25 protein-coding genes and 1 pseudogene (1 of these 26 only partly in view) are annotated in these 26,803 nt (G+C 59.0%); 15 read left to right on the plus strand and 11 right to left on the minus strand.

The window, feature by feature from the left end; translation table 11 throughout:
* Nucleotides 1–607: 607 nt before the first annotated feature.
* From ACZZ0D_RS01000 to dksA, 5 genes are all read right to left on the minus strand, one after another.
* Nucleotides 608–2,044, minus strand: a complete 1,437-nt coding sequence (locus ACZZ0D_RS01000; protein ID WP_212545821.1) for a sigma-54-dependent transcriptional regulator — start codon at nucleotides 2,042–2,044, stop codon at nucleotides 608–610.
* A gap of 22 nt (nucleotides 2,045–2,066) precedes the next feature.
* Nucleotides 2,067–5,021: a sensor histidine kinase gene (locus tag ACZZ0D_RS01005; RefSeq protein ID WP_463552256.1), complete on the minus strand. Its 2,955-nt coding sequence runs from the start codon at nucleotides 5,019–5,021 to the stop codon at nucleotides 2,067–2,069.
* On the minus strand, nucleotides 5,005–5,181 hold the full coding sequence (locus ACZZ0D_RS01010; RefSeq protein ID WP_003176118.1) for a hypothetical protein: 177 nt from the start codon (nucleotides 5,179–5,181) through the stop codon (nucleotides 5,005–5,007). The genes ACZZ0D_RS01005 and ACZZ0D_RS01010 overlap by 17 nt, the downstream gene beginning before the upstream one ends.
* A 77-nt stretch (nucleotides 5,182–5,258) precedes the next feature.
* Nucleotides 5,259–6,155, minus strand: a complete 897-nt coding sequence (gene gluQRS, locus ACZZ0D_RS01015; protein ID WP_463552257.1) for a tRNA glutamyl-Q(34) synthetase GluQRS — start codon at nucleotides 6,153–6,155, stop codon at nucleotides 5,259–5,261.
* A 216-nt stretch (nucleotides 6,156–6,371) separates the two neighbouring features.
* Nucleotides 6,372–6,815, minus strand: a complete 444-nt coding sequence (gene dksA, locus ACZZ0D_RS01020) for an RNA polymerase-binding protein DksA (protein WP_053123888.1) — start codon at nucleotides 6,813–6,815, stop codon at nucleotides 6,372–6,374.
* Nucleotides 6,816–7,150: 335 nt separating this feature from the next.
* On the opposite strand from dksA, the gene ACZZ0D_RS01025 reads away from it, so the two are divergent.
* On the plus strand, nucleotides 7,151–8,323 hold the full coding sequence (locus ACZZ0D_RS01025; protein ID WP_053123886.1) for a pyridoxal phosphate-dependent aminotransferase: 1,173 nt from the start codon (nucleotides 7,151–7,153) through the stop codon (nucleotides 8,321–8,323).
* Nucleotides 8,323–9,036 (plus strand): DNA/RNA nuclease SfsA, encoded by a 714-nt coding sequence (gene sfsA / locus ACZZ0D_RS01030; protein ID WP_212550786.1) that lies wholly within the window; start codon nucleotides 8,323–8,325, stop codon nucleotides 9,034–9,036. The genes ACZZ0D_RS01025 and sfsA overlap by 1 nt, the downstream gene beginning before the upstream one ends.
* On the opposite strand, the gene ACZZ0D_RS01035 is transcribed toward sfsA, so the two are convergent.
* Complete coding sequence (locus ACZZ0D_RS01035) at nucleotides 9,033–9,350, minus strand: Rieske (2Fe-2S) protein (RefSeq protein ID WP_463552258.1); 318 nt, start codon at nucleotides 9,348–9,350, stop codon at nucleotides 9,033–9,035. The genes sfsA and ACZZ0D_RS01035 overlap by 4 nt on opposite strands.
* Nucleotides 9,351–9,515: 165 nt before the next feature.
* Here ACZZ0D_RS01035 and ACZZ0D_RS01040 point away from each other — a divergent pair, with 165 nt between their 5' ends.
* The 4 genes from ACZZ0D_RS01040 to ACZZ0D_RS01055 are packed head-to-tail and all read left to right on the plus strand — an operon-like array spanning nucleotide 9,516 to nucleotide 13,062.
* Nucleotides 9,516–10,388, plus strand: a complete 873-nt coding sequence (locus ACZZ0D_RS01040; protein ID WP_463552259.1) for a heme/hemin ABC transporter substrate-binding protein — start codon at nucleotides 9,516–9,518, stop codon at nucleotides 10,386–10,388.
* Nucleotides 10,389–10,438: 50 nt separating this feature from the next.
* The gene (locus tag ACZZ0D_RS01045; protein ID WP_212545838.1) at nucleotides 10,439–11,422 is read left to right on the plus strand and encodes a FecCD family ABC transporter permease; all 984 of its coding nucleotides are present in this window, start codon (nucleotides 10,439–10,441) and stop codon (nucleotides 11,420–11,422) included.
* On the plus strand, nucleotides 11,422–12,189 hold the full coding sequence (locus ACZZ0D_RS01050; protein ID WP_463552260.1) for a heme ABC transporter ATP-binding protein: 768 nt from the start codon (nucleotides 11,422–11,424) through the stop codon (nucleotides 12,187–12,189). The genes ACZZ0D_RS01045 and ACZZ0D_RS01050 overlap by 1 nt, the downstream gene beginning before the upstream one ends.
* Nucleotides 12,190–12,210: 21 nt before the next feature.
* Nucleotides 12,211–13,062, plus strand: coding sequence for a ChaN family lipoprotein (locus ACZZ0D_RS01055; protein WP_463552261.1), 852 nt, complete (start codon nucleotides 12,211–12,213; stop codon nucleotides 13,060–13,062).
* Nucleotides 13,063–13,295: 233 nt separating this feature from the next.
* Here ACZZ0D_RS01055 and ACZZ0D_RS01060 read toward each other — a convergent pair whose 3' ends face one another.
* The 4 genes from ACZZ0D_RS01060 to ACZZ0D_RS01075 form a co-directional block, all read right to left on the minus strand.
* Entirely contained in the window at nucleotides 13,296–14,090 is a 795-nt protein-coding gene (locus tag ACZZ0D_RS01060; RefSeq protein WP_463552262.1) for a Crp/Fnr family transcriptional regulator, read from the minus strand.
* A gap of 5 nt (nucleotides 14,091–14,095) precedes the next feature.
* Complete coding sequence (locus ACZZ0D_RS01065) at nucleotides 14,096–14,368, minus strand: TfoX/Sxy family protein (protein ID WP_053123870.1); 273 nt, start codon at nucleotides 14,366–14,368, stop codon at nucleotides 14,096–14,098.
* Between the two features lie 286 nt (nucleotides 14,369–14,654).
* Nucleotides 14,655–14,999, minus strand: coding sequence for a pentapeptide repeat-containing protein (locus tag ACZZ0D_RS01070; protein ID WP_053123868.1), 345 nt, complete (start codon nucleotides 14,997–14,999; stop codon nucleotides 14,655–14,657).
* Nucleotides 15,000–15,090: 91 nt separating this feature from the next.
* Nucleotides 15,091–16,647, minus strand: coding sequence for a bifunctional aminoglycoside phosphotransferase/ATP-binding protein (locus tag ACZZ0D_RS01075; protein WP_463552263.1), 1,557 nt, complete (start codon nucleotides 16,645–16,647; stop codon nucleotides 15,091–15,093).
* A 117-nt stretch (nucleotides 16,648–16,764) separates the two neighbouring features.
* Here ACZZ0D_RS01075 and mrcB point away from each other — a divergent pair, with 117 nt between their 5' ends.
* The 3 genes from mrcB to ACZZ0D_RS01090 are packed head-to-tail and all read left to right on the plus strand — an operon-like array spanning nucleotide 16,765 to nucleotide 20,190.
* Entirely contained in the window at nucleotides 16,765–19,089 is a 2,325-nt protein-coding gene (gene mrcB / locus ACZZ0D_RS01080) for a penicillin-binding protein 1B (RefSeq protein ID WP_212550780.1), read from the plus strand.
* 16 nt (nucleotides 19,090–19,105) lie between these two features.
* Nucleotides 19,106–19,855 carry a hypothetical protein gene (locus tag ACZZ0D_RS01085; RefSeq protein WP_053123863.1) on the plus strand — a complete coding sequence of 250 codons (750 nt, stop codon included), beginning with the start codon at nucleotides 19,106–19,108 and terminating at the stop codon, nucleotides 19,853–19,855.
* Nucleotides 19,855–20,190: a YqcC family protein gene (locus tag ACZZ0D_RS01090; RefSeq protein ID WP_053123861.1), complete on the plus strand. Its 336-nt coding sequence runs from the start codon at nucleotides 19,855–19,857 to the stop codon at nucleotides 20,188–20,190. Before ACZZ0D_RS01085 ends, ACZZ0D_RS01090 begins: the two co-directional genes overlap by 1 nt.
* A 146-nt stretch (nucleotides 20,191–20,336) precedes the next feature.
* Here ACZZ0D_RS01090 and ACZZ0D_RS01095 read toward each other — a convergent pair whose 3' ends face one another.
* Nucleotides 20,337–20,753 carry a DUF4124 domain-containing protein gene (locus ACZZ0D_RS01095; RefSeq protein ID WP_463552264.1) on the minus strand — a complete coding sequence of 139 codons (417 nt, stop codon included), beginning with the start codon at nucleotides 20,751–20,753 and terminating at the stop codon, nucleotides 20,337–20,339.
* Nucleotides 20,754–21,151: 398 nt separating this feature from the next.
* On the opposite strand from ACZZ0D_RS01095, the gene ACZZ0D_RS01100 reads away from it, so the two are divergent.
* The 6 genes and pseudogenes from ACZZ0D_RS01100 to msrQ all read left to right on the plus strand — a co-directional run.
* The gene (locus ACZZ0D_RS01100) at nucleotides 21,152–22,876 is read left to right on the plus strand and encodes an acetolactate synthase 3 large subunit (RefSeq protein WP_463552265.1); all 1,725 of its coding nucleotides are present in this window, start codon (nucleotides 21,152–21,154) and stop codon (nucleotides 22,874–22,876) included.
* 2 nt (nucleotides 22,877–22,878) lie between these two features.
* A pseudogene (gene ilvN, locus ACZZ0D_RS01105) lies at nucleotides 22,879–23,371 on the plus strand (acetolactate synthase small subunit).
* A 48-nt stretch (nucleotides 23,372–23,419) separates the two neighbouring features.
* Nucleotides 23,420–24,436, plus strand: coding sequence for a ketol-acid reductoisomerase (gene ilvC / locus ACZZ0D_RS01110; protein ID WP_053123857.1), 1,017 nt, complete (start codon nucleotides 23,420–23,422; stop codon nucleotides 24,434–24,436).
* 147 nt (nucleotides 24,437–24,583) lie between these two features.
* Entirely contained in the window at nucleotides 24,584–25,441 is an 858-nt protein-coding gene (gene pssA, locus ACZZ0D_RS01115; protein ID WP_053123855.1) for a CDP-diacylglycerol--serine O-phosphatidyltransferase, read from the plus strand.
* A gap of 63 nt (nucleotides 25,442–25,504) precedes the next feature.
* Entirely contained in the window at nucleotides 25,505–26,518 is a 1,014-nt protein-coding gene (msrP, locus tag ACZZ0D_RS01120; protein ID WP_463552266.1) for a protein-methionine-sulfoxide reductase catalytic subunit MsrP, read from the plus strand.
* A protein-coding gene (gene msrQ, locus ACZZ0D_RS01125) for a protein-methionine-sulfoxide reductase heme-binding subunit MsrQ (RefSeq protein WP_159815126.1) crosses the window boundary here: on the plus strand, nucleotides 26,518–26,803 show its 5' end (the start). The gene runs 338 nt beyond the window's last position; 286 of the gene's 624 nt are visible here — the first part of the coding sequence; the start codon lies at nucleotides 26,518–26,520; its stop codon lies beyond the right edge, outside the window. The genes msrP and msrQ overlap by 1 nt, the downstream gene beginning before the upstream one ends.

Consider the following 26,803-nt stretch of genomic DNA (forward strand, 5'->3'; position numbering starts at 1 on the left):
GGGTGAAACGGGGGTAAAACAGGGAGTTTTTTACAGAAGGGAGAAACTACAAGGGGAGCCGAAGCTCCCCAAGAAGTAGTTGCGTGCTCTTTTTATTATTGATTCGGGCTTCTTGTTTTTGTTGAGTGCCCTCGCCACGAAGCTTTTCCTTCGTGACCCTCCCAATCGGGAGCCAAGAGCAAACGGATTGCTTTGGTCGCTGAATTGCAGTGATCTTACGATCCAACCAGTACAGGCTCTGTCTTAGGACAGTTTTTGTTGTTCTCGGCCTGGTCGTGGGGCAAGCCCCAAATACAACGCCTCTCCAAAAGAATCAGTTAGCTGCGCCTCTCGCCGTCTTGTTTTTATTGTGCGTGAGTCGATTCGTCTTATTTTTATTGTCTTGTGCATTGCTTGTTATTGTTCTTGTACCAAACATATAGCAGGGGTCGTGCCAACTTTTGCGAAACCCCGTAAAACAAAGGGTTAGGTCGATATAACCGTTTTCTCGGGGCGAAAAAAAGCCGGGGTTTCGTTACCGATAACCCCGGCTTCTGTTACGTGAAAAGACTGAGGTAACAGTTTTTTCACCTCTTCAAGCGTTACCCGCACACTCGACAGGTAACGTTCAGCTCTCGCTGGCGACCCCGGTCTTGCGCCGTGGAATGCCCAGACGCTGACGGCGTTCCCACAGACATTTACGGCTGACGCCCAGTTTGCGCGCCAGTTCGGTCTCGGTCATGTGATCCTGATGCTCAAGGACGAAGTGCTGGAAGTAGTCCTCCAGCGACAAGTCTTCGGTCGGCTCATGGCTGCTGTTGCTGGCGTTACCACCGGTTTGCGGTGGCAGGCCGATGAACTCGTCGTCGTCCAGATCGCTCAGTTCAATGTCGATGCCCAGCAGTTCGGCAGAGATTTCCGGGCTTTCGCTGAGAATCACCGCGCGCTCGACTGCGTTTTCCAGCTCGCGCACGTTACCCGGCCAGGAATAGTGACGAATGGCCTGTTCGGCATCGGCAGCAAATTTCAGGTCGGTACGGTTGATGCGCGCGCTCTGGCGAGCGAGGAAGGCTGTGGCGATTTCGTTGACGTCGGCACCGCGTTCGCGCAGCGCTGGCAATTTCAGGGCAATCACGTGCAGACGGTAATAAAGGTCTTCACGGAACTGGCCGATTTTCGCCAGGCTCTTCAGATCCCGGTGCGTTGCGGCGATCAGGCGCACATCGACTTTCTGCGACTGCACGGAGCCAACGCGGCGAATTTCGCCTTCCTGCAACACGCGCAGCAGACGGGCCTGAGCTTCCAGTGGCAGTTCGCCGATTTCGTCGAGGAACAACGTGCCGCCGTCCGCTGCTTCGACCAGACCGGCACGCCCGGCGCTGGCGCCGGTAAACGCGCCTTTTTCGTGGCCGAACAGTTCGGACTCGATCAGGCTTTCCGGAATGGCGGCGCAGTTAACCGAGATCATCGGTGCCTTGGCGCGTTTCGACAGGTTGTGCAGGGCGCGCGCCACCAGTTCTTTACCGGTGCCGGACTCGCCCTGAATCAACACATTGGAATCGGTCGGCGCGACCTTGCGGATCTTGCTGTACAGATCCTGCATCGGCGGACACGAGCCAATAATGCCGATTTCGCCGTTGCTGTTGTCAGTGGCGGGTTTGCCGCTGCCATTGGCCGGTTTGCTGGCAAGCGCTTCGCCGGCAGCCGGGGCCGATTGGCGATCACGCAGGATTCGCGCGACGGCCTGGAGCATTTCATCGTGGTCGAAAGGCTTGGCGATGTAATCCACCGCGCCCATCTTCATCGAGTCGACCGCCGAGCGCAGGCTGGCGTAACTGGTCATGATCAGCACCGGCGTGCCCTGGCCGAGCTTGATCAGCTCGGTGCCCGGCGCGCCCGGCAAACGCAGATCGCTGACGATCAGGTCGAACGTAGGAATGGTGAAGCGTTCTTGTGCTTCCTGCACTGAACCGGCTTCGCTGACCTGGTACTGGTTACGTTCCAGCAGGCGACGCAAGGCGGAGCGGATAATTGTTTCGTCTTCGACGATCAAAATGTGCGGCATTGATTCGATACTCTCGACGGTCTCAGTTCACAGCGGACGTCGCTTCGACATGACGCGGCAATGTCACCCGAATACGGGTGCCGCGTTGGCTTTGTACATCAGCCGGGCTGTCGATGGTGATTTGTCCATAATGCTCTTCAACGATGGAATAGACCAGTGCAAGGCCCAGACCGGTGCCTTCGCCAGGATCCTTGGTGGTGAAGAAGGGTTCGAACAATCTGTCCATGATGTTCTTCGGAATACCGCTGCCTTCGTCTTCGACGATCAGATCGACCGTGTGTTCGCCGGCTTCGCTTTTCACCCGTACCGCACTGTGCGGCGGCGAGGCGTCGCGGGCGTTTGAAAGCAGATTGATCAACACCTGCGCGAGCCGCTGCGGATCGCCTTCGACCCAGTGATCGGGATCGCACAGGTTGTAGAACTGCACTTCGAAATTTCGTCGGTTCAGCGCCAGCAGGCCAATCGCGTCCTGCGCCACTTCCGCCAGACAAACCGGCTCGTCACTGTGTTGATGGCTGCCAGCGTGGGCGAAACTCATCAGCGACTGGACGATGCGCGATATGCGTTTGGTCTGTTCGAGAATCTGCCCGCTGATTTCCGTCAGTTCGTCGTCTTCTTCGCGCTCTTCGCGCAGGTTTTGCGCCAGACAGGCGATGCCGGTGACCGGGTTGCCGATTTCGTGGGCCACACCCGCTGCGAGGCGCCCGATGCTCGCCAGACGTTCGGAGTGCACCAGTTTGTCTTCGAGCATCTGTGTTTCGGTCAAGTCTTCAACCAGTAACACCAGACCACTGTTACCCGGTGCGAGCGGCTCATCGATGGCCGCTTTGTGCAGGTTCAGCCAGCGGGTCTGGCCGTCGAGGGCCAGATGCTGTTTGTGCAAATGCTCGTCGGGCAGATTGATGAAGCCTTGCAACAATTCTTTCCATGGCTCGCCGATGGTGCTCAGGCGCGAACCGACCACGCGCTGCGCGGCGATCCCGGTGAGTTCTTCCATGGCCTTGTTCCACATCAGGATCTCTTGATCCTTGGCCAGCGAGCAGACGCCCATCGGCAGTTCCTGCAGGGTCTGCCGGTGGTAACGGCGCAAGGCATCGAGTTCGGCGGCTAAACCTGTGAGGCGCGAGTGGTAATCCTCTAGACGGCTTTCAATAAAGTGGATGTCTTCGGTGACATAGTTTTCGCCGCCCGCCTTATAAGGCAGGAAGGTTTCGACCATGTCCTGCGCCACGCTCGGGCCCATCAGGCCGGAAAGGTTGGCCTCGATGCGGTCGCGCAAACGGCGCAACGCGTACGGACGACGTTCATCGAACGGCAGATAAAGGTCACGCAACGCTTGTTCGACTTCTTTCTGCGCAGCCTTGGCGCCCAGCGGTTTCGCCAATTGCGTGGCGAATTCTTGCGGCGATGCGGCATGCAATTCGCGGCGTTGCGGGCGACGCACGTTATCCACAGCGCAGGCTTCGGCGGCGCTGGCTTCTTCGGGGCTGGCGTTGGTGAACAGCGAGATCAGCGTAAACATCAACACGTTGGCCGCCAGCGAGGCAATCGCGGCCATGTGCCAACTGGTGTCGTCGAGCACGTAAATCATGTTCAGCAGCGGGATGTAGAAACCCTGCAGATTGCCGACCAGCGGCAACAGCATGGTCACGACCCAGACCAGAATCCCCACCAACAGGCCGGCAATAAAGCCACGGCGATTGGCGGTCGGCCAATACAACACAGACAGCACGCCCGGGAGGAATTGCAGGGTCGCGACAAACGCAACAATGCCAAGGTTGGCCAGATCCTGCTCGGCGCCAAGCATCAGGTAGAAACCGAAACCAGCCATGATGATCGCGACGATCAGCGCGCGGCGCGTCCATTTCAACCAACGGTAGATATTGCCTTCGGCCGGCGGCTGATAAAGCGGCAGCACCAGGTGGTTCAGCGCCATGCCCGACAGCGCGAGCGTGGTGACGATGATTAGGCCGCTGGCCGCTGATAAACCACCGACGTAAGCGAGCAACGCCAGCGGTTTGCTGTTGGCGGCGATGCCGATGCCGAGGGTGAAATATTCCGGATTGGTCGTCGCGCCCAGTTTCAGACCGGCCCACAAAATCAGCGGTACCGCCAGGCTCATCAACAGCAGGAACAGCGGCAAACCCCAGCTCGCACTGACCAACGAGCGTGGATTGAGGTTTTCGGTAAACGTCATGTGATACATGTGCGGCATCACGATCGCCGAAGCGAAGAACACCAGCAACAGCGTGCGCCACGGGCCCTCCTGCAATGGCGTGTGCAGCGCGGCGAGGGCGGTCTGGTTTTGCAGCAGCCACACCTCAAGTTGTTGCGGGCCGTCGAACACGCCGTACAGCGCATACAAACCGACGCCGCCGAGGGCAACCAGTTTGATCACCGATTCAAAGGCAATCGCGAACACCAGCCCTTCGTGTTTCTCGCGGGTGGCGATGTGGCGGGAGCCGAAGAAAATCGTGAACAGGATGATCAGCGCACAAAACGCCAGCGCTACGCGGCTCTGCACCGGCTCGCCAGTGAGGATACCAATGGAATCGGCGACCGCTTGAATCTGCAACGCCAGCAACGGCAACACGCCAATCAGCATGAAGATCGTGGTCAGCGCACCGGCCCAGGTGCTGCGAAAGCGAAAGGCAAACAGATCCGCCAGCGACGACAGTTGATAGGTGCGGGTGATTTTCAGGATCGGATAGAGCAACACCGGCGCCAGCAGAAACGCGCCGGACACGCCGAGGTAACTGGACAGAAAGCCGTAGCCGTACTGATACGCGAGGCCGACCGTGCCGTAGAACGCCCACGCACTGGCGTAAACCCCCAGCGACAAGGTGTACGTCAGCGGGTGGCGAATGATCGCGCGCGGGATCATGCCCCGTTCGCTGACCCAGGCAACGCCGAACAGCACCGCCAGGTACGCGGCGCTGATCAGGATCATCTGGGTCAGGCTAAAGCTCATCGGCATCTTTTTGGCTCTGCAGGATGAAGGTCACAACAATCAGGATCAGCCAAAGCAGATAGGGGCGATACCAGGCGCCCGTAGCGTCGATCCACCAATCCATGATGGCGGGGGAAAACAGGTAGATCCCCACGACTAAAAGCAGGACCAAGCGATAGATGTACATCCCGGCCTCTCTTTTTTATGCGCGTGCCCGAAAACGTGCGGCGATGGTAACGGATGGGCGCGCGACTGCAAGTGTCGTCATAGCAGTTGCGCTTCGGGCAGGGTCAGTGTGCGCGGGATCTTCGTCGCATCCCAATGCTTGCTGCCCCAACTGAGCAATTCTTGCGGCGAGGCGTGGGCCAGTTCGGCGCCGGGATTTTGCCCCAAAGCACGCAGGGCCCGCAGCAGCAATGGCGTGGCTTGATCTGCTTCAAGCGGCGGCGAACGGTAGGACTTGCCGAGCTTGTTGCCGTCCGGTTGGGTAATCAGCGGCAGGTGCAGGTAGCGCGGTTGGCGCAGCCCCAACAGTTCTTGCAGGTAGAGCTGGCGCGGTGTCGAGTCGAGCAGATCGGCACCACGGACGATGTGGGTGATGCCTTGCCACGCATCATCGAGCACCACGGCCAGTTGATAGGCGTAGAGGCCGTCGCGACGGCGGATGACAAAATCGCCGACGTCGCGGCCTAGGTGCTGGCGGTACTCGCCCTGCACGCGGTCGATGAAATGGTATTCCAGTTCCGGCACGCGCAGGCGGATCGCCGCGTCTTGTTGATCATGGCCGGCGTTGCGGCACAGGCCCGGATAAATGCCGTTGTACGCTTCGAGCTGTTTGCGCGAACAGGTGCAGGCGTAGGCCAGACCGTGATTGAACAGGCTGTTGAGCACGTCGGCGTAGGCGTCGTGCCGATCACTCTGGCGCACCATGTCGCCGTCCCACTCGAACCCGTAGCTTTCCAGCGCCTTGAGAATCGCGGTCTGCGCACCGGGTTCTTCACGCGGCGGATCGAGATCTTCCATGCGCACCAGCCAGCGACCGCCGACTGAACGGGCGTCGAGGTAAGAGGCGAGGGCGGCGACCAGCGAGCCGAAATGCAGATGGCCACTGGGGGTCGGGGCGAAGCGGCCTATATAGGCGGGGGATTTTTTGGCAGTCATGGAAACGAAGCTACTTTTCAGGCTATACGCAGGTCAACCTGTAGGAGTGAGCCTGCTCGCGATAGCGGTGTGACATTCAACACCGATATTGACTGACCCACCGCTATCGCGAGCAGGCTCACTCCTACAAAAGGCAAAGGCAAAGGCAAAGGCAAAGACAAAAGGCAGAAACAAAAACGGAGCGTTCGCACGCTCCGTTCTTCGTTCAGGTCGAGATTACTTGCCGACCTGCTTTTCCTTGATTTCCGCCAGGGTCTTGCAGTCGACACACATGTCGGCTGTAGGGCGTGCTTCGAGGCGCTTCACACCAATCTCGACGCCGCACGAATCACACCAGCCGTACTCTTCGTCTTCGATCAGTTGCAGCGTCTTGTCGATCTTCTTGATCAACTTGCGCTCGCGGTCGCGGGCGCGCAGCTCAAGAGCGAACTCTTCTTCCTGGCTGGCACGGTCGGCCGGATCCGGGAAATTCGCAGCTTCGTCTTTCATGTGGTCAACAGTGCGGTCGACTTCCTGCATCAACTCCTGTTTCCACTTGTTCAGAACCTTGGTGAAGTGCGCGCGCATCGGGGCGCCCATGTACTCTTCACCTTTCGCCGGAACGTAAGGTTCGAAACCGCTGATCGTGGTTTGCTGCTGTTGCTTTGCTTGGGTGGGCATGAAATCGACCGCCTCTACTCTTGTAATCCATTGCGCAGGATTGCTCCATCACCGACACCTGCCGGCCCTGCGGCTGCAAGCGGGCGAACTTACCAGATCAATTCGGCCCGCGCTACTCCCGGATGTCGAGGCCCCGGCGGGTGGCGCTTGTAAAAGTCAGGCAAGCTGTGTCTGGCGGTGGTGGAGACCTGTTCAATCACTGATTTTAGTCAATCCTGGAGCGTACGCTCGTATCGTTACAGTCCAGCGTTCTTGAGGCTGTGACCGCTGCGGGTTCTCGCTCGTTCCGGCAGATGGGTAGAATCGTCTCTTTTTTCCGTTGAAGGAAAGACCCAATGGCTCAGCCCTACAGTGCGCGCAGTCGTGCGATCGAACCGTTTCATGTCATGGCGTTGCTGGCGCGGGCCAATGAGTTGCAGGCGGAAGGCCACGACGTGATCCATCTGGAGATCGGCGAACCGGACTTCACCACGGCCGAGCCGATCATTCGCGCAGGGCAGGCGGCGCTAACTGCCGGGAAAACCCGTTACACCGCCGCGCGCGGCATTCCTGAGCTGCGCGAGGCGATCGCCGGGTTCTATCAATCGCGTTATGGTTTGAACATCGATCCACGGCGGATTCTGATCACGCCGGGCGGTTCCGGGGCGTTACTGCTCGCCAGTGCGTTGCTGGTCGATCCCGGGAAACACTGGCTGTTGGCGGATCCGGGTTACCCGTGCAACCGCCACTTTCTGCGTCTGGTCGAGGGCGCGGCGCAGTTGGTGCCGGTCGGGCCTGACGTGCGTTATCAACTGACCCCGGATCTGGTCGAGCGTCATTGGGATCACGACAGCGTCGGCGCACTGGTCGCCTCACCGGCCAATCCGACTGGCACCATCCTGACCCGCGATGAACTCGCCGGGTTATCCACAGCCATCAAGGCCAGACACGGGCATCTGGTGGTGGACGAGATCTATCACGGCCTGACCTACGGCACCGATGCGGCGAGTGTTCTGGAGGTCGATGACAGTGCTTTCGTGCTGAACAGTTTCTCCAAATATTTCGGCATGACCGGCTGGCGACTCGGCTGGCTGGTGGCACCGGACGCAGCGGTCAGCGAGTTGGAAAAACTCGCGCAGAACCTCTACATCAGCGCCCCGAGCATGGCCCAGTACGCCGCGCTGGCCTGTTTCGAACCGGACACCATCGCCATTCTCGAAGAACGTCGCGCCGAGTTCGGCCGTCGTCGCGACTTCCTGTTGCCGGCCTTGCGCGAGTTGGGTTTCAACATTGCCGTGGAGCCTGAAGGCGCGTTCTATTTGTACGCCGATATCAGCCAGTTCGGCGGTGATGCCTTCGCGTTCTGCCGACATTTCCTCGAAACCGAGCACGTCGCTTTTACGCCTGGGCTGGATTTCGGTCGCTATCAGGCCAGTCATCATGTGCGTTTTGCCTACACGCAAAACCTCCCTCGCCTACAAGAAGCGGTGGAACGCATCGCGCGTGGCTTGAAGAGTTGGCAAGGCTGATGCGCTTTTATCCAGAGCTTGAAGAAGCGCGACTGATCCGTCGTTACAAACGTTTCCTCGCCGATATCGAAACGGTTAACGGTGAGTTACTGACCATTCACTGCCCGAACACCGGTTCGATGCTCAATTGTCAGGTCGAGGGCGGGCAGGTCTGGTTCAGCCGCTCTAATGACCCCAAACGCAAGTTGCCCGGCACCTGGGAAATCGGCGAAACCCCGCAGGGCCGGCTGTTTTGCGTGAATACCGCGCGGGCCAATGGTTTGGTCGAGGAAGCCTTGCAGACTGGTGTCATCACCGAGCTAAACGGCTTTACCGCGTTGAAGCGTGAAGTCGCTTATGGTCAGGAAAAAAGTCGCATCGATTTTCGCCTCGAATACCCGAGCGGCCCAGCTTACGTGGAAGTGAAAAGTGTCACGCTGGGTTTCGACGGTACGCCGGTGGCAGCGTTTCCGGATGCGGTGACCCAGCGCGGCGCCAAGCATCTGCGGGAGCTGGCGCATCTGGCGCGGGACGGAATTCGAGCGGTGCAGTTGTATTGCGTCAATCTCAGCGGGATCGAGGCGGTGCGCCCGGCCAGGGAAATTGATTCAGCGTATGCCGAAGCACTGCATGAAGCGGTCGCGTGTGGCGTCGAGGTGCTGGCGTACGGTGTGCGCTTGAGCCATGAAGAGATGGTCATCGATCGGCGCCTCGATGTGCTGCTCAACGGCTAAACATCGATCCACAGGCCTTGCGCGTCCTCGCGGCAAGGGATGGCGGTGAGTGATTGCCCGGCGCAAGGCCCGGCCACGCATTCACCGTCCTCGATCAGAAACAGTGCGCCGTGGGTGGCGCACTGAATCAGGCTGTTGCTCGAATCGAGAAACTGGTCGGGTTGCCATTCCAGCCCCACGCCCCGGTGCGGGCAGCGATTAAGGTAGACGTAGGCCTGGCCGCTGCGGCGCACGGCGAACAGCTTGTTGCCATCGATCTCGAAACCACGGCTTTTCGCTTCGGCCAGATCGGCGCCTGCGCAGAGAAACTTCATGACTATCCTCTAGTGTCCGCTCGTGTCCGGATATGTCCGAGCTTGACGTTTAAATGCAAACAATTATCAAATGACGGCCTTCGTCCGCAGGGCGGCTGGCAGATGCCGAGGATACTTGGCCTGTCGTCCCGATGCCCGGGAAAACCACGTTCAAGGAAGCTGTGTATGCGCCTGAGTACCCGCGTTGCTGTGCTGTGTGTCGGACTTTTCGTCAGCCACCAGGCTGCAGCGGCTGAGTTGCCGCAACGTTGGGTGAGTGCCGGCGGCGCGCTGTCGGAGTGGGTTTCGGCCTTGGGCGGCGAGGCGAAACTGGTCGGCGTCGACACCACCAGTCAGCATCCGGAATCTTTGAAAGCGCTGCCGAGCATCGGCTATCAGCGCAGCCTTTCCGCCGAGGGCATTCTCAGTTTGCGCCCGGACATTCTGATCGGCACCGAAGAAATGGGCCCGCCGCCGGTACTGTCGCAAGTCAAAGCGGCCAAGGTGCAGGTGGAATTGTTCTCGGCGCAGCCCGATCTGCCGACGGTTGAGATAAACGTGACCCGTCTCGGTCAATTGCTCGGCGCTGAAGCTCAGGCCAAACAACTGCTGGCAAGTTATCAACAGCAACTCGACGCACAAAAAGTGCGGGTTGCCGGCGCGCATTCGAAACAGAAAGCCCCGGGCGTGCTGCTCTTGCTCGGGCATGCCGGTGGTAAACCGTTGATCGCCGGCAAGGACACCGCCGCCGACTGGCTGCTGCAACAGGCGGGCGGGCATAACCTGGCGACGCACACCGGTTACAAACCGTTCTCGGTGGAATCCCTTGCCAGTCTTGATCCGGAAGTCCTGGTATTCGCCGACCGTGCCTTGACCGGTGACGCGGCGAAAGCGGCGTTGTTCAAGGAAAACCCGATTCTCAATTCAAGCCGCGCGGCCAAAACCGGGCGGGTGCTGGAGTTGGATCCGACGCTGTTGGTCGGCGGCCTCGGCCCACGTTTGCCGGCGGCGTTGAAAACCCTGTCTGACGGTTTCTACCCGGCCAAGAGCGGCCAATGACCACACTGGTCAAACCCCGCGGCTTGTTCATCGGCCTGACCCTCCTTTGTTTGCTGGCGATTTGGTTGTCGTTGGCATTGGGGCCGGTCAGCCTGCCGCTGTTCGATACGCTGCGGGCGGCGTTGCGCCTGATCGGTGTGCCGCTGGCGCCGGACGGGCTGGAACAGGCTGAGCTGATTCTCGGGCAGATTCGTCTGCCGCGAACCTTGCTTGGCCTGGCGGTCGGCGGTGTGTTGGCGTTGTCCGGCGTGGCGATGCAGGGGCTGTTTCGCAATCCGCTGGCGGATCCGGGCCTGGTCGGCGTTTCCAGTGGCGCGGCGTTGGGCGCGGCGATCGCGATTGTCGGCGGCTCGTTTTTTGGTGGCATGCCGGAGTGGTTCGGGCCTTACCTGTTGTCGGTGTGCGCGTTTCTCGGCGGCCTCGGTGTGACGGCGCTGGTGTACCGACTCGGTCGCCGTAATGGCCAGACCAATGTCGCCACCATGCTGCTGGCGGGTATTGCCCTGACGGCACTGGCCAGTTCGGCGGTGGGACTGTTCACTTATCTGGCGGACGACGCGACTCTGCGCACGCTGACATTCTGGAATCTGGGCAGCCTCAATGGTGCGAGTTACGCGCGGTTGTGGCCGTTGCTGATCATCAGCGCCGCTGTCGCCTTGTGGCTGCCGCGTCGGGCGCGGGCGTTGAATGCGTTATTGCTCGGCGAGTCGGAAGCCGGGCATTTGGGTATCGATGTCGAGAAGCTCAAGCGTGAGTTGGTGTTCTGCACGGCGCTGGGTGTTGGCGCGGCGGTGGCGGCGGCCGGGATGATCGGTTTTGTTGGCCTGGTAGTGCCGCATCTGGTGCGCTTGCTGGCGGGGCCGGATCATCGGGTGTTGTTGCCGGCGTCGGTGCTGGCGGGGGCGAGCCTGTTGTTGCTCGCCGATCTGGTGGCGCGGCTGGCGCTGGCGCCGGCGGAATTGCCGATCGGTATCGTCACCGCGTTTATCGGTGCGCCGTTCTTTCTTTACCTGCTGTTGCGAGGACGTGCCTGATGCTGCGAGCGCACGATCTGCACATCCATCGCGGCCGCAAAACGGTGCTCAGCGAAGTTTCGCTGCAACTCGAACCGGGTGAAGTGCTTGGCGTGCTCGGGCCCAATGGTGCCGGCAAAAGTACGTTGCTCGGCGCCTTGTGCGGTGAATTGAAACCGAGCGAGGGCGAGGTGTCACTCGACGGCCAGGCGCTGACGCATTGGACGGGCACGCAACGGGCGCAACGTCTGGCCGTACTGCCGCAAGTGTCGACGCTGGATTTTGCGTTTCGCGTTGAAGAAGTGGTCGGCATGGGCCGCTTGCCTTATCAAAGCGGTCGAGTGCGCGATGACGAGATTATTGCTGCCGCGCTGGCAGCCGCCGATGCCGGGCATTTGAGCGGACGCAGTTATCTGGCGTTGTCCGGCGGCGAACGTCAGCGCGTGCATCTGGCTCGGGTGTTGGCGCAACTGTGGCCGGGGCAAGCCGGGCAAACGTTGTTACTGGATGAGCCGACTTCGATGCTCGATCCGCTGCATCAACACACCACGTTGCAAGCCGTGCGCGAGTTCGCTGATCGCGGCGCCGCCGTGTTGGTCATCCTGCATGATCTGAATCTGGCGGCGCGCTATTGTGATCGGGTGTTGCTGCTTGAAGGTGGGCGCCCGGTCGCGCTGGATACGCCGGAGCAAGTGCTGCGCCCGGACGCACTCAAAGCCGTGTTCGGTCTCGAAGTATTGGTGCAACCGCACCCGGAGCGTGGGCATCCGCTGATCATCGCCCGCTGAGTTTTTCATCGAGGTGAGTGCATGCGCGCATTCTGGTTGTTGGCGGTGTTGTGGTTGGCGGGGTGTCAGCATGTGGCTGTGGCGCCGCCGCCCGCTGGAGAAATTCTTGATCTGCGCAACGGTCAGGTGCTGACAGCGCAGCAATTGCTGATGCGACTGGCCGAGCCTGAGCGTGTGATCGTCGGCGAGCAACATGACAATGCCGATCATCACGCGGTGCAGTTGTGGTTATTGCAGGCACTCGGCGAGCAACGGCCGCAGGGCAGTCTGTTGCTGGAAATGCTCACGCCGGAGCAGCAATCGAAAGTTGATCAAGTGCGCCATGCCGCTACGCCTCCTGCTGATCTTCCTGCTGCATTGGCCTGGCAGGACGGTTGGGACTGGAATCTCTACGGGCCGATCGTTCGTTTCGCGCTCACGCAACCGTATCCGCTGCTGGCGGCAAATCTGGACACCGCCGAAATCCACACCTTCTACCGCAACCCGCCGGTTTTGAAGGGGGAGCGTAGCAGTGCCGCCTCGGTAAAAAGCACGTTGCTTGAGCAGATCAGTGATTCGCACTGTGGCCTGCTTCCGGAATCTCAAATGCCGGCGATGCTGGCGGTGCAGCAACAGCGTGATCGGCGTATGGCTGAGCGTTTGTTCGCGGCACCGACGCCTTCGCTGTTGCTCGCCGGTGCCTGGCATGCGCGCAAGGATGTCGGTGTGCCGGTGCATGTCGAGGATTTGGGTGCCACTGCAGCACCGACGGTTTTGATGTTGGCAGAGCAGGGCAGTGAGATGACTGCGGCAATGGCCGATTACGTCTGGTTCACTCCTGTCACGCCGAAGCAGGATTACTGCGAGCAAATGCGCAAACAGTTCGGCAAATGACTTTTCCACGGGCAAAAAAAGACCCGGTAAAAACCGGGTCAAATAACCGTGATTAGCCTGATGAGGAGATAATCTGAGAGTCCGAACCAAGGGCTTTTCAGAATATCGACTGATCTCGCGACCAGTTGTGATAATCATAGCGATTCTCATTACCGAGTCAACACCTGATTCTGGATTTATTTGATTTAGTCTGAGAAATGGCCAGAACGCCCCGTAAACAAGGGACTTGAGCGTTAACCGTTAGTCGACATCAACTGGGTGATCTGCCGGTTCAACTGGCCGATGCGCCGCGCCATGCTCTCGATCAGGCTGTGGGCGATCTTTGGATTGCTGCGGGTCATGCTCAAAAATTGATCACCGGGGATCAGCATGATGGTACTCGGTTCACGGGCGATCACCGTGGCGTTGCGCGGCTCGCGGGTGAACACCGCCATCGCGCCGAAAATTTCATCCTTGGGCACTTCGCCGACTTTCTGCCCATCAACAAACGCTTCGGCGTGCCCGTCGATGATCACGAAAACATGATCAGCGGCGTCACCTTGTTGAATCAGGATTTCGCCGGCCTCGACCCGTTTGAAACCATTGGTACTACGAAACTCGCGCGGCTTCAGTTCTGCTACGGCGTGGGCCAGTATCGCGGTGTGCCCCAGCAGGTATTCGAGAAATTGCTCGGCCCGAGCGGGCTCTGCATACAAATGCTGAAACAGATCACGGCGCCGATAAGGCAGAAGACGCAGTGCGCCGTCACTGCTCAAGCGGCAATCCATCCAGGCTTCGCCACGTTGCAGACCGATCAAGTCGCCTTCCTGCCAATAGAACAGGGCTCGACCAGCGATGCTGCCGCTGATCACGCCCTCGCTGAGCAGAAACAGCTGATCACTCGGCAGTTGCCCCAGCAAATCCTCAGTCGCCTCGACTTCGATCTCCAAACTGCACGGCTCAAGGCCTTGCAGCCATTGCGCGGGCAGATTCTGCAAGCGATTGATCAGCGCATCCACTGGCGCCGATTGTTCCCCCAGCAAATACATAGCGGTCAGTTCTTGTGACGCGCGGAGATGGCGTCGAGCTGCTTGTTCAACGCGTCTTTGCGCTCGGCGGGAATGTCGTTCCAGTGCACGTCCATCAGCGCGCCTTCGATCGCATACAACAACACCTTCGATGCGCGAAACCCGCGGGTACGCACGGCCCGGTAGGCGTCCACCGCGCCCAGGCGACGCAAGTCCGAGGCGCTGTGGATGCCCACAGCATGCAGCCATTGCGCCGACGTCTTGCCAAGATTCTTCAGGTGTTGCAGTTCATCATTCATCAAGCCTCCTTGCGACGGCCGAACGGTGCGTGGGCGAGCTTCTCAGGAGTGTAGCCATCAGTAGGAAAAGCGTGGTTGTTTGGTCGGATTCGACGCAAAAGCTTCTAAGAAAGGGCGCTTGAAAGGGCTGCGAACGCAGAAAGGAGGGATAAACACATATCAGTGTAGGAGTGAGCCTGCTCGCGATGACGGACATCCAGACAGCACATTTGTTGAATGTTGAACCGCTATCGCGAGCAGGCTCACTCCTACAGGAAATGTGCTGTGTCAGGGACTGATGAGTATGTCAGCGAGTGCGATAACGCAAACGCGTACCAAAATTCATCGACATCAAAATCTCGTCCGCACTCAACTCCGCCGGGAAATACGCCCCGGAAATCTGCGCATGAGCGAGGCTCGCCCCTTCAAGCGATGCATTACGGAAATCAATCCCGCGCAAATCAGCAGAACGGAAATACGCATCACGGAAGTCCACGCCATCAGCATTCAGCTCGCGCAGATCGAGACCACGAAAATCGCCGCCGACCATGTCGATCGGGCCGTCCTGCGGGCGTTCCTTGTTGAAACCAGTGATGTCGTCTTTATGCAGCAAGGCATACAGCGGGGTGTCGAGAAGTTTCGGCTGGCTCATGTCACATCACCTGTTGGTTTTATGACGCCAGTATAGTGCCACTATTTGACGGCCGTGAAGCAAGCGAGGGCTTCACGGCCGAAATAGTTTCTTACAGGCCCGGCAGGCGTTGACGGATCTGTGCGACCACGGTGTCGAGGGTGCCGGATTCGTTGGTTTGCACGCGTTTGCTGCGCAGAATTTCTTCCGGCGTCAGCGCTTCACGATTGGCTTGTTGCGCTTCAATCACAGCCAGCGTGGCGTCGGACGGATCCTGTTTGTCGGCCTGACGAATCGCCAGCCAGCTCTCGATCACCGCTTGCGGCGCGTTGCAGTCGAGGATCAGGAACGGCGTGCCAGTGGCTTCAGCAATTTTTGCCGCGTTGTCGCGTTGTTCGCGCTTGAGGTAAGTCGCGTCGATAACCACCGGGAAACCGGCGTGCAGGATCACTTCAGCGATTTCATGCAGGCGCGCGTAAGTCGCGGTGCTGGCGTCGGCGCTATAAATGCCGGCCTGTACATCATTGGCAACGGTTTGCTCGCCGAACAGACGCTTGCGCTCAACGTCGGAACGCAGGCGAATGGCACCCAGTGCTTCAACCAGACGCATGGCCACGTGGCTCTTGCCGACAGCGGAAACGCCGTGAGTGATGGCCATGAAACGCGAAGGAATGGTGCTGTAACTTTCCGCCAGGTTGGCGTAGTTGCGGTACTGACGCAGGGTGGTCGCGCGCTGCACCGGAGTCGCGTCGGCCGGCATGCTGAACAGCGCCACTTTTGCGCGAACCATTGCACGGTAGGCTTTATAGAAGTTCAGCACTTCCAGACCCTGGTAATCGCCGGTCAACTCCAGGTACTGGCTGATGAAGCGGCGCGCGAGGGATTTCAGGCCACGGTCTTCCAGGTCCATCGCGAGGAAACCGGTGTCGGCCCAGACGTCAGTGAAACGGAAAGGCTCGTTGAATTCGATGCAGTCGAAGATCACCACTTTGCCGTCGATGACGGTAGCGTTGCCGAGGTGGATGTCACCGTGACATTCACGGGTGAAACCGTCGGCCTTGCGCTGGGTGAACAGCGGCTTGAGGCGCTCGAAGCTGCTTTCGGCCCAGGCTTTCAGTGCGTCGAGTTGCAGCAGGTCATTTTTGTCGCTGAGGAACGGCAGGATTTGTTCGAAGTTTTGCGACACCGGCGCCATCACGCTTTCCGGGGTGCCAGCATCGTGTTCGGCCGGGACTTTTGGCGCGGTGAGGTGGAAGTGCGCGATCTGCTGCGCCATCTCATCAATGTGCTGGGTGGTCAGCTCGCCATTCGCTTGCAGGGTGCTGAGCATACCGGTCTGCGGGAACTGGCGCATTTTCAGCAGGTATTCGATGGCCGGGCCGTCACCGCCCAGTTGCGGTGCTTCGACGCTACCGGTGACTGGCAACACTTCCAGATACAAATCATCGGTCAGGCGCTGGTTCAGACGCAGTTCTTCGGCGCAAAAGTGCGCGCGCGATTCGAGGCCGGTGAAGTCGAGGAAGCCGAAATTCACTGGCTTCTTCACTTTATAAGCAAACGGACCGGTGAGGATTACCCACGAGATGTGCGTTTCGATGACCTGAAACCCTTCGACAGGGTGCGGGTAGAGGGCCGGGTTTTGCAGGGCAGCGATCAGTGACTGGCTCACGGGCGATCCTTCAGAGAGGGGGGAAATTCGAGGCGGCTATTATGGCCGCTCGCCAGCCTGACGCAAACCTCGGAGCGCTCCTGTTGAGGATGAATAAAGTGCGTATAATCCGCCGCCATGACTCGAACTCGATCTCCCCGTACCAAGAAAAAACCACCTTCCAAGGGCCTTAGCCCGTGGTTGAGCTGGGCCATTAAACTCAGTCTGGTCGGCCTTGTCGTGCTGGCCGGCTTCGCCGTTTACCTCGATGCCGTGGTGCAGGAGAAGTTCTCCGGCAAGCGCTGGACCATCCCGGCCAAGGTTTACGCGCGCCCGCTTGAGCTGTTCGTCGGACAGAAGCTCAGCAAGGACGATTTCCTCACTGAACTCGATGCCCTCGGCTATCGCCGCGAAGCCGTGAGCAACGGCCCCGGTGCTGCTGCGGTCAACGGCAACACGGTTGATCTGAACACCCGTGGCTTCCAGTTCTATGAAGGCCTGGAAAAACCGCAACCGGTGCGCGTGCGCTTCTCCGGCGATTACGTCGCCGAGTTGTCGGCGACCAACGGTTCCAAGCTGTCGGTGGTGCGTCTTGAACCGCTGATGATCGGCGGCATTTATCCGAAAAATCTTGAAGACCGCATTCTGATCAAACTTGATCAAGTGCCGCCGTACCTGCTCGAAACCCTGGTGGCTGTCGAAGACCGCGATTTCTATAGCCACTGGGGCGTGTCGCCGAAGTCGATTGCCCGCGCTGTCTGGGTCAACACCTCGGGCGGCAAAATGACTCAGGGCGGCAGTACGCTGACCCAGCAGTTGGTGAAAAACTTCTACCTGACCAGCGAACGCAGTCTGACCCGCAAGCTCACCGAAGCGATGATGGCGATGCTGCTGGAGCTGCATTACGACAAAAAAGAAATTCTTGAGGCCTACCTCAACGAAGTCTTTGTCGGTCAGGACGGTCAGCGTGCGGTGCACGGTTTCGGTCTGGCCAGCCAGTTCTTCTTCGGCCAGCCATTGTCCGAGCTGAAGCTGCATCAGGTTGCGCTGCTGGTCGGCATGGTCAAAGGCCCGTCCTACTACAACCCGCGTCGTAACCCGGAGCGTGCGCTGGAGCGTCGTAACCTGGTGCTCGACGTGCTTGAGCAACAAGGTGTGGCGACCGCCGAGCAAGTCGCGGCGGCGAAGAAAATGCCGCTGGGTGTAACCACCCGCGGCAAACTGGCCGACAGTTCCTTCCCGGGCTTTATCGATCTGGTCAAACGTCAGTTGCGTGAAGACTATCGCGACGAAGACTTGACCGAAGAAGGCCTGCGCATCTTCACCAGTTTCGACCCGATTCTGCAGATGAAGGCGGAAGCCTCGGTCAACGACACTTTCAAACGTCTGTCCGGGCGCAAAGGCTCCGACGATGTCGAAGCGGCGATGGTCGTGACCAACCCGGAAACCGGCGAAGTGCAGGCGATGATCGGCAGCCGTCAGGCCAGTTACGCAGGCTTCAACCGCGCGCTCGATGCCGTGCGGCCGGTGGGTTCGTTGATCAAACCGGCGGTGTACCTGACCGCGCTGGAAAAACCGAGCAAGTACACGCTGACCAGTTGGCTGTCGGATGACCCGTTGTCGGTCAAAGGCGCGGACGGTCAGGTGTGGAAACCGCAGAACTACGATCGTCGCTCCCACGGCACGGTGTTCCTCTATCAAGGTCTGGCGCATTCCTACAACCTGTCGACCTCGCGTCTGGGTCTGGAAGTTGGTGTGCCGAACGTGCTGAAAACCCTCGGGCGCCTCGGCGTAACCCGTGAGTTCCCGGCGTTCCCGTCAATGTTGCTGGGTGCCGGCGGCATGACCCCGATCGAAGTGGCAACCATGTACCAGACCCTCGCCAACGGCGGTTTCAACACGCCGATGCGCGGGATTCGCAGCGTATTGACCGCCGAGGGCGAACCGCTCAAGCGTTATCCGTTCCAGATCGAGCAGCGTTTCGATCCGGCGTCGATCTACCTGATCCAGAACGCCATGCAGCGCGTGATGCGTGAAGGTACCGGTAGCTCGGTTTACAACGTCTTGCCGAAAACCCTGACGCTGGCGGGCAAGACCGGTACCAGTAACGATTCGCGGGACAGCTGGTTCGCCGGCTTCAGCCAAGACTTGCTGGCCGTGGTCTGGCTGGGTCGCGACGATAACGGCAAGACGCCGTTCACCGGTGCTACCGGTGCGTTGCAGGTCTGGACCAGTTTCATGCGCAAGGCCGACCCGCTGCCGCTGGACATGCCGCAACCGGACAACATCGTTCAGGCATGGGTGGATTCGCGCACCGGACAAGGCTCCGATGCCAACTGCCCGGGCGCGGTGCAGATGCCGTATATTCGCGGCAGCGAACCACCACCCGGCGCCGCGTGCGCAAGCGAAACGCCTGCTTCCGGCGAGTCGGTGATGGATTGGGTCAAGGGCTGGATGAATTAAGCAAAGAGGGTTTCAAGTGAACAAGTGGTTGATTCCAGCGGTGACCGCCGTGGCTTTGCTCAGCGGCTGCTCTACCGTACAGCGTGGTTCGATTCCGGTGGTTGATTCCGGGACTGCGGTGTCCAACAGCGAACGCATTTCGGCCAATGGCGGTTTCCGTCAAACCACGGTGAAGCGTCCTGCGCAGGGCCAGACTCAGGCCATTCCGCAGGGTGATACCGGCGTGGTGGTGATGGTGCCGGGTGGCGGCGCTGCCGTGTCGACGCCGATCAGCTCTTCGCCGATCGTGCCGGGCCCGGCGTCCGGCGGTATCACGGCGGGGCCTTACAACCCTGCGCCAGTCGAGTCGGCGCCGGTCAATACCGGCACCTACAACATGCCGTCGACGCCGAGCGGGATTCCTTCGGCCAGCAGCGGCGGCGGTTTGTCGGCTGACGAGCAACTGGACGGTCCGGTGCTCGCCTTGCTGACCACTGCGCAACAGCAACAGGCCGGTGGCGACCTCAACGGTGCGTCCTCCAGCCTCGAGCGTGCGCAACGTGTCGCGCCGCGTGAGCCGCAAGTGCTTTATCGCCTCGCGCAGGTACGCATGGCTCAAGGCGATGCACCGCAAGCCGAGCAGTTCGCCCGTCGCGCGTTGACCATGGCCAACGGTCGTCCGGATCTGCAGGCCAGTCTGTGGGAACTGATCGCGCAGTCCCGTGAGAAACAAGGCGATTCCGCCGGCGCCGCTCAGGCCCGTCAGAAGGCCAAGGTTTCGCTGTGATGGATGCACGTTTCCCGAAAATCGCCGATCAGTTACTGCTGATCGAGCGCGAACTGCGCACACAGGGCTGGTGGGATGAGGTGCAGCCGTCGGCAGAAGCCTTGAGCAGTGTCGAACCGTTTTCGGTCGATACGCTGGACTTCGAACAATGGCTGCAATGGATCTTCCTGCCGCGCATGAAAATGATCCTTGAGCAGGATCTGCCACTGCCGAATGCCTCGGGCATTCAGGAAATGGCCGAAATGGTCTTCGCCCAGCGCAACCTGGGTGGCAAGGATCGTCAGTTGCAGGTGCTGCTCAAAGAGTTCGACCTGCTGATCACCGCCTCACGTTAACCCCCGATCCTTTTCGGGGCCCGGTAACCCCGACCCTGTCGGCGTGTACACCGGAAACTGTAGGAGCTGCCGAAGGCTGCGATCTTTTGATCCTGTTTTAAAAACAACATCAAAAGATCGCAGCCTTCGGCAGCTCCAACACATATCTATTCACAATTCTGTGCAATCTGTTTCTGCGCCTCAACAATCCGCTCCTGACGCTGCGCATCATCCAGCCGTCGCATCTGTCCCTGCACTTCCTCCCTCAAACGCGGATTGTTCTGCAACTGCGCAAGGTTAGTCCGTGCCTGCTGACAAAACTGCTTGAGCTGCGCCTGCTGATCCGCGACCTGTTTCTTCACCTGGTCATCAATCGCCTTCTGGTCGCCGAGCACGCCGCTGCCAGGCATTGGCGCAGCTTTGGGCGGGGGCGAGGAGGGTGTCTGTAGCGTGGTGGATGGCTGACCCGCTGGCGGCTGCGCATCGAAATGCGTGACACCTTGGGCGTCGACCCATTTGTAGATCTGAGCGGCCATGCACCAGGGGCTGAGGCCGATCAGCAGGGTGAGGAGGAGCGTTCGCATGCTGAATCCTTGGCAAAATTGCGCAATTGACTCTAACAGAGTAGCGGTTTTCAGGTTTTTTCTTGCGTTCTCATGTGCTTACCCACAATTAGTGACATAGACAGCTTGACTTGGAGAGGGCGAAACAGAAGAATCCAAAGTCCGCTGTAGAGGGACTGCCAGAAGCAGACCCACTCGGTAGATCATGAGGCGCACATCCGCGCCGACCTGTTACACCCGCAACGCGTTACCTCGCGCTGGGTGGGAAAGGCCCGCAACACTGGGACGATCCCAATACTTGCTCAGTCAGTGCTGACGTAGTCGGCGACCACCGTCGCTCATGCTCTGCCGAGAAGTAAACCTATTAAGACCCGCCCCTTTTTTGTGGACGGTATTCTGGCGTTTTAGAGGTGAACAACGTGGAGCTTTTATCTGGCGGTGAGATGCTCGTCCGCTTTTTGCGTGACGAAGGCGTCAAATATATCTACGGGTACCCGGGTGGTGCTCTCCTGCATGTTTACGATGCCCTGTTCAAAGAACCGGAAGTGAATCACATCCTGGTTCGTCACGAACAAGCGGCAACCCATATGGCTGACGGCTACGCCCGTGCCACCGGTAAAGCCGGCGTGGTATTGGTGACTTCCGGTTCAGGCGCCACAAACGCCATCACCGGTATCGCCACGGCCTATATGGACTCGATTCCAATGGTGATCATTTCCGGTCAGGTGCCAAGCACCATGGTCGGCACCGACGCGTTCCAGGAAACCGACATGATCGGTATCTCCCGGCCGATCGTGAAGCACAGCTTCATGATCAAGCACGCTTCGGAAATCCCGGAAGTCATGAAGAAGGCCTTCTACCTGGCGCAATCCGGTCGTCCGGGCCCGGTCGTGGTCGATATCCCGAAAGACATGACCAACCCGGCCGAGAAATTCGAATACATCTTCCCGAAGAAAGCCAAGCTGCGTTCCTACAGCCCGGCCGTTCGCGGTCACTCCGGGCAAATCCGCAAGGCAGCAGAAATGCTTCTGGCGGCCAAGCGCCCAGTGCTCTATTCCGGTGGCGGCGTGATTCTCGGCAACGGTTCCGCACCGCTGACCGAACTGGCAAAAATGCTTAACCTGCCCGTGACCAACACTTTGATGGGCCTGGGTGGTTTCCCGGGGACTGATCGTCAGTTCATCGGCATGCTCGGCATGCACGGCAGCTACACCGCCAACCTGGCGATGCACCATGCTGACGTGATCCTCGCGGTCGGCGCGCGTTTCGACGATCGCGTGATCAACGGCCCGGCGAAGTTCTGCCCGAACGCCAAGATCATCCATATCGACATCGACCCGGCTTCGATTTCCAAGACCATCAAGGCCGACGTGCCTATCGTTGGTCCGGTTGAGAGCGTCCTGACCGAAATGGTCGCGATCCTCAAGGAAATCGGCGAGACCCCGAACAAGGAGTCCGTGGCCAGTTGGTGGAAGCAGGTTGATGAATGGCGCGGTGATCGCGGCCTGTTCCCTTATGAAAAGGGCGACGGCAGCCTGATCAAGCCACAAACCGTGATCGAAACCCTCTGCGAAGTGACCAAGGGCGATGCCTTTATCACTTCCGACGTGGGCCAGCACCAGATGTTCGCGGCGCAGTACTACACGTTCAACAAGCCGAATCGCTGGATCAACTCCGGTGGTCTGGGCACCATGGGCTTCGGTTTCCCGGCGGCCATGGGCATCAAGTTGAGCTTCCCGGATGACGACGTTGCCTGCGTGACCGGCGAAGGCAGCATCCAGATGAACATCCAGGAACTGTCGACCTGCCTGCAATACGGCTTGCCAGTGAAAATCGTCATCCTGAACAACGGTGTTCTGGGGATGGTTCGTCAGTGGCAGGACATGAGCTACGGCAGCCGTCACTCGCACTCCTACATGGAATCGCTGCCTGACTTCGTCAAGCTGGCTGAAGCCTACGGCCACGTCGGCGTACGCATCACCGAATCGAAAGATTTGAAGTCGAAGATGGCAGAAGCGTTCGCCATGAAGGATCGCCTGGTGATCATCGATGTTTCGGTCGACACCAGCGAGCACGTCTATCCGATGCAGATCAAAGACGGCTCCATGCGCGATATGTGGCTGAGCAAGACGGAGCGTACTTAATCATGCGGCACATTATTTCCTTGCTTCTGGAAAACGAACCCGGCGCTTTGTCTCGCGTAGTCGGCCTGTTCTCGCAGCGCAACTACAACATCGAAAGCCTGACCGTGGCCCCGACCGAAGACCCGACCCTGTCGCGTCTGACGCTGACCACCGTTGGCCACGATGAAGTCATCGAGCAGATCACCAAAAACCTGAACAAGCTGATCGAAGTGGTCAAGCTGGTGAGACCTGTCGGAAAGTGCTCACATCGAGCGCGAACTGATGCTGGTCAAGGTCAAGGCCACTGGCGCCCAGCGCGCCGAGATCAAACGCACCACCGATATTTACCGTGGACAGATCGTCGACGTCAGCGCCAGCGTGTATACCGTTCAACTGACCGGTACCAGCGACAAGCTCGACAGCTTCATTCAGTCCATCGGCACCGCATCGATTCTGGAAACCGTCCGTAGCGGCGTGACCGGCATTGCCCGCGGCGACAAAGTACTCAGCATCTAAACCAAATTAGCGAATGGCCTGAACGGCCTGGATATATAGGGGAATTTCATGAAAGTTTATTACGAAAAAGACTGCGACCTGTCGATCATCCAGGGCAAGAAAGTTGCCATCATCGGTTACGGTTCCCAAGGCCACGCTCAAGCGTGCAACCTGAAAGACTCCGGCGTTGACGTTACTGTTGGTCTGCGTAAAGGTTCGGCCACCGTTGCCAAAGCTGAAGCTCACGGCCTGAAAGTGACTGACGTTGCTTCCGCTGTTGCGGCTGCCGACCTGGTCATGATCCTGACCCCGGACGAGTTCCAGTCGTCGCTGTACAAGAATGAAATCGAGCCGAACATCAAGAAAGGCGCCACCCTGGCCTTCTCCCACGGCTTCGCGATTCACTACAACCAGGTTGTTCCGCGTGCCGACCTCGACGTGATCATGATCGCGCCGAAAGCACCAGGCCACACCGTACGTTCCGAGTTCGTGAAAGGCGGCGGTATCCCTGACCTGATCGCGATCTACCAGGACGCCTCGGGCAACGCTAAAAACGTTGCACTGTCCTACGCTGCTGGCGTTGGTGGCGGTCGTACCGGCATCATCGAAACCACCTTCAAGGACGAGACTGAAACCGACCTGTTCGGCGAACAAGCCGTTCTGTGCGGCGGTACCGTTGAGCTGGTTAAAGCCGGTTTCGAAACCCTGGTTGAAGCTGGCTACGCGCCGGAAATGGCCTACTTCGAGTGCCTGCACGAACTGAAGCTGATCGTTGACCTCATGTACGAAGGCGGCATCGCCAACATGAACTACTCGATCTCCAACAACGCCGAATACGGCGAGTACGTGACTGGCCCGGAAGTGATCAACGCCGAGTCCCGTCAGGCCATGCGCAACGCCCTGAAACGTATTCAGGACGGCGAATATGCCAAAATGTTCATCAGCGAAGGCGCAACCGGCTACCCTTCGATGACCGCCAAGCGTCGTAACAACGCCGCTCACGGTATCGAAATCATCGGCGAGCAACTGCGCTCCATGATGCCGTGGATCGGTGCCAACAAGATCGTCGACAAAGCCAAAAACTAAGTCGTCCTTCTTGTACGGAAAACGCGGCCTCGGCCGCGTTTTTTCGTTTGAGCCGGTGGTTCTGGTATAAAGCTGCAGCGTTTGTGGCCGAACTGTCGTCCTCAAGCACCTGTCGAAATTTCTCCAAACCGTTGCAAGGTAATGTCCATGAGCGAACGTCCCGAAGAGCCGAACAAGGCTTCTGACGCCGAAAGCCTGCTGCCCATCGATGAACATATCGAAGAAGGGCACGACGCAGAAGGTCGTAAAGTCCGGCATCGTGGTATCTATCTGCTGCCGAATCTATTCACCACTGCGAACCTGTTCGCAGGGTTTTACTCCATCATCAACTCGATGAGCGCGCAGGCGGCATTGAGTGCTGGGGATTCCGTCAACGCGAGCAAGTATTTCGCCTTTGCCGCAATCGCGATTTTCGTCGCCATGGTGCTCGACGGCCTCGACGGTCGTGTGGCGCGCATGACCAATACGCAAAGTGCCTTCGGCGCCGAGTACGACTCGCTGTCGGACATGGTCGCGTTCGGTGTCGCACCGGCGCTGCTGGCGTTCGGTTGGGCGTTGGGTGATATGGGCAAGGTCGGCTGGATGGTCGCCTTCATCTATGTCGCGGGCGCGGCATTGCGTCTGGCGCGCTTCAACACCCAGGTCGGCACGGCAGACAAACGCTATTTCATCGGCCTGGCCAGTCCGGCAGCGGCGGGTGTGGTGGCGGGTATTGTCTGGGCGTTCAGCGATTACGGCATTCAGGGGTCGAAGATGTCGTTCCTCGTTGCGCTGATGGTCGCGGCGGCCGGCATGCTGATGGTCAGCAACATCAAGTACAACAGCTTTAAAGAGCTGGACTTGAAAGGGCGCGTGCCATTCGTGGCGATTCTTGCCGTGGTGCTGGTGTTTGCCGTTGTGTTCAGCGATCCGCCGCGCATTCTGCTGTTGGTGTTCCTCGCCTATGCAGCATCCGGCCCGGTGCAATACTTGTTGCACCTTCGTCGGCACAAAAAAGCCGAGTGATGTAATTTCACGCATACTCCGCAGTCTATGGGTGCATCTGTCCTCCAAAGCTGCGGAGTTGTCATGCTGATCAAAATCCCCAAAGCGTCTGACTGCAACGAGTCGGATGTCACACCTGAATCCATTTATCTCTCGCGCCGCCAATTGCTCGGGGCCACTGCTGCCGGCATCGCCGTCAGTAGCCTGCCACGCTGGGCCAGTGCCGAAGATGCCGCTCGCTACGCCGATGTCGAAGCCGGTAAAGCGCCTGCCTGGTTTAGCGATAAGCTGTCCTCTACTAAATGGGGAGCAGTCAACGTCAAGGATGAGGCGATCACACCTTTTAAAGACGCCACTCACTACAACAACTTCTATGAGTTCGGCACCGACAAGGGGGATCCGGCGGCGAATGCCGGCTCACTGAAAACCGAACCGTGGAGTGTGGTGATAGACGGCGAGGTGGGTAAGCCGGGGCGATATGCGCTGGAAGACTTCATGAAACCGTATCAACTGGAAGAACGTATCTATCGGTTGCGCTGTGTAGAGGCGTGGTCGATGGTGATTCCGTGGATCGGTTTTCCAATCTCGGCGTTGCTCAAGCAAGTCGAGCCAAACGCTAATGCCAAGTACATCCGCTTTGAAACGCTGCAGGATCCCAAAACCATGCCGGGGCAGCGCTCCGGTTTTGCCTTGATCGACTGGCCGTATGTTGAAGGCTTGCGTCTGGATGAGGCGATGAATCCTTTAGCGATTCTGGCGGTGGGCATGTATGGCCGCGAGTTACCAAATCAGAACGGCGCGCCGCTGCGTTTGGTGGTGCCGTGGAAGTATGGCTTCAAGAGCGTCAAATCCATCGTGCGTATCAGTCTGGTCAGCGAGCAACCGAAAACCACTTGGCAAAGCATTGCGGCGGATGAGTATGGGTTCTACGCGAACGTGAATCCAACGGTTGATCACCCACGCTGGACGCAGGCGCGCGAGCGACGGTTGCCGAATAGCTTGTTCAAACCGAACGTACGCGATACGCAGATGTTCAACGGCTACTCGGATGAAGTCGCTTCTTTATATACAGGGCTCGATCTGCGGAAGAACTACTGATGCGCTTTCCGTTCTGGCGTATAGGCGTTTTCATTGCGGCAGCGATCTGGCCGATGCTCTGGTTGTATCAAGCGCTTGAGGATTTGCTCGGCCCTGATCCCGGCAAAGTGTTGGTCGATCGGCTGGGGTTGGGAACCTTGGTGTTGTTGCTGATCACCCTGAGCATGACGCCGATGCAGAAACTCACCGGTTGGGCGGGGTGGATTGCGGTTCGCCGGCAGTTGGGGCTTTGGTGTTTCGCCTATGTGGTGTTGCACCTGTGCAGTTATATGGCGTTTATCCTGG

It is taken from the genome of Pseudomonas sp. AC193 (assembly GCF_979258075.1).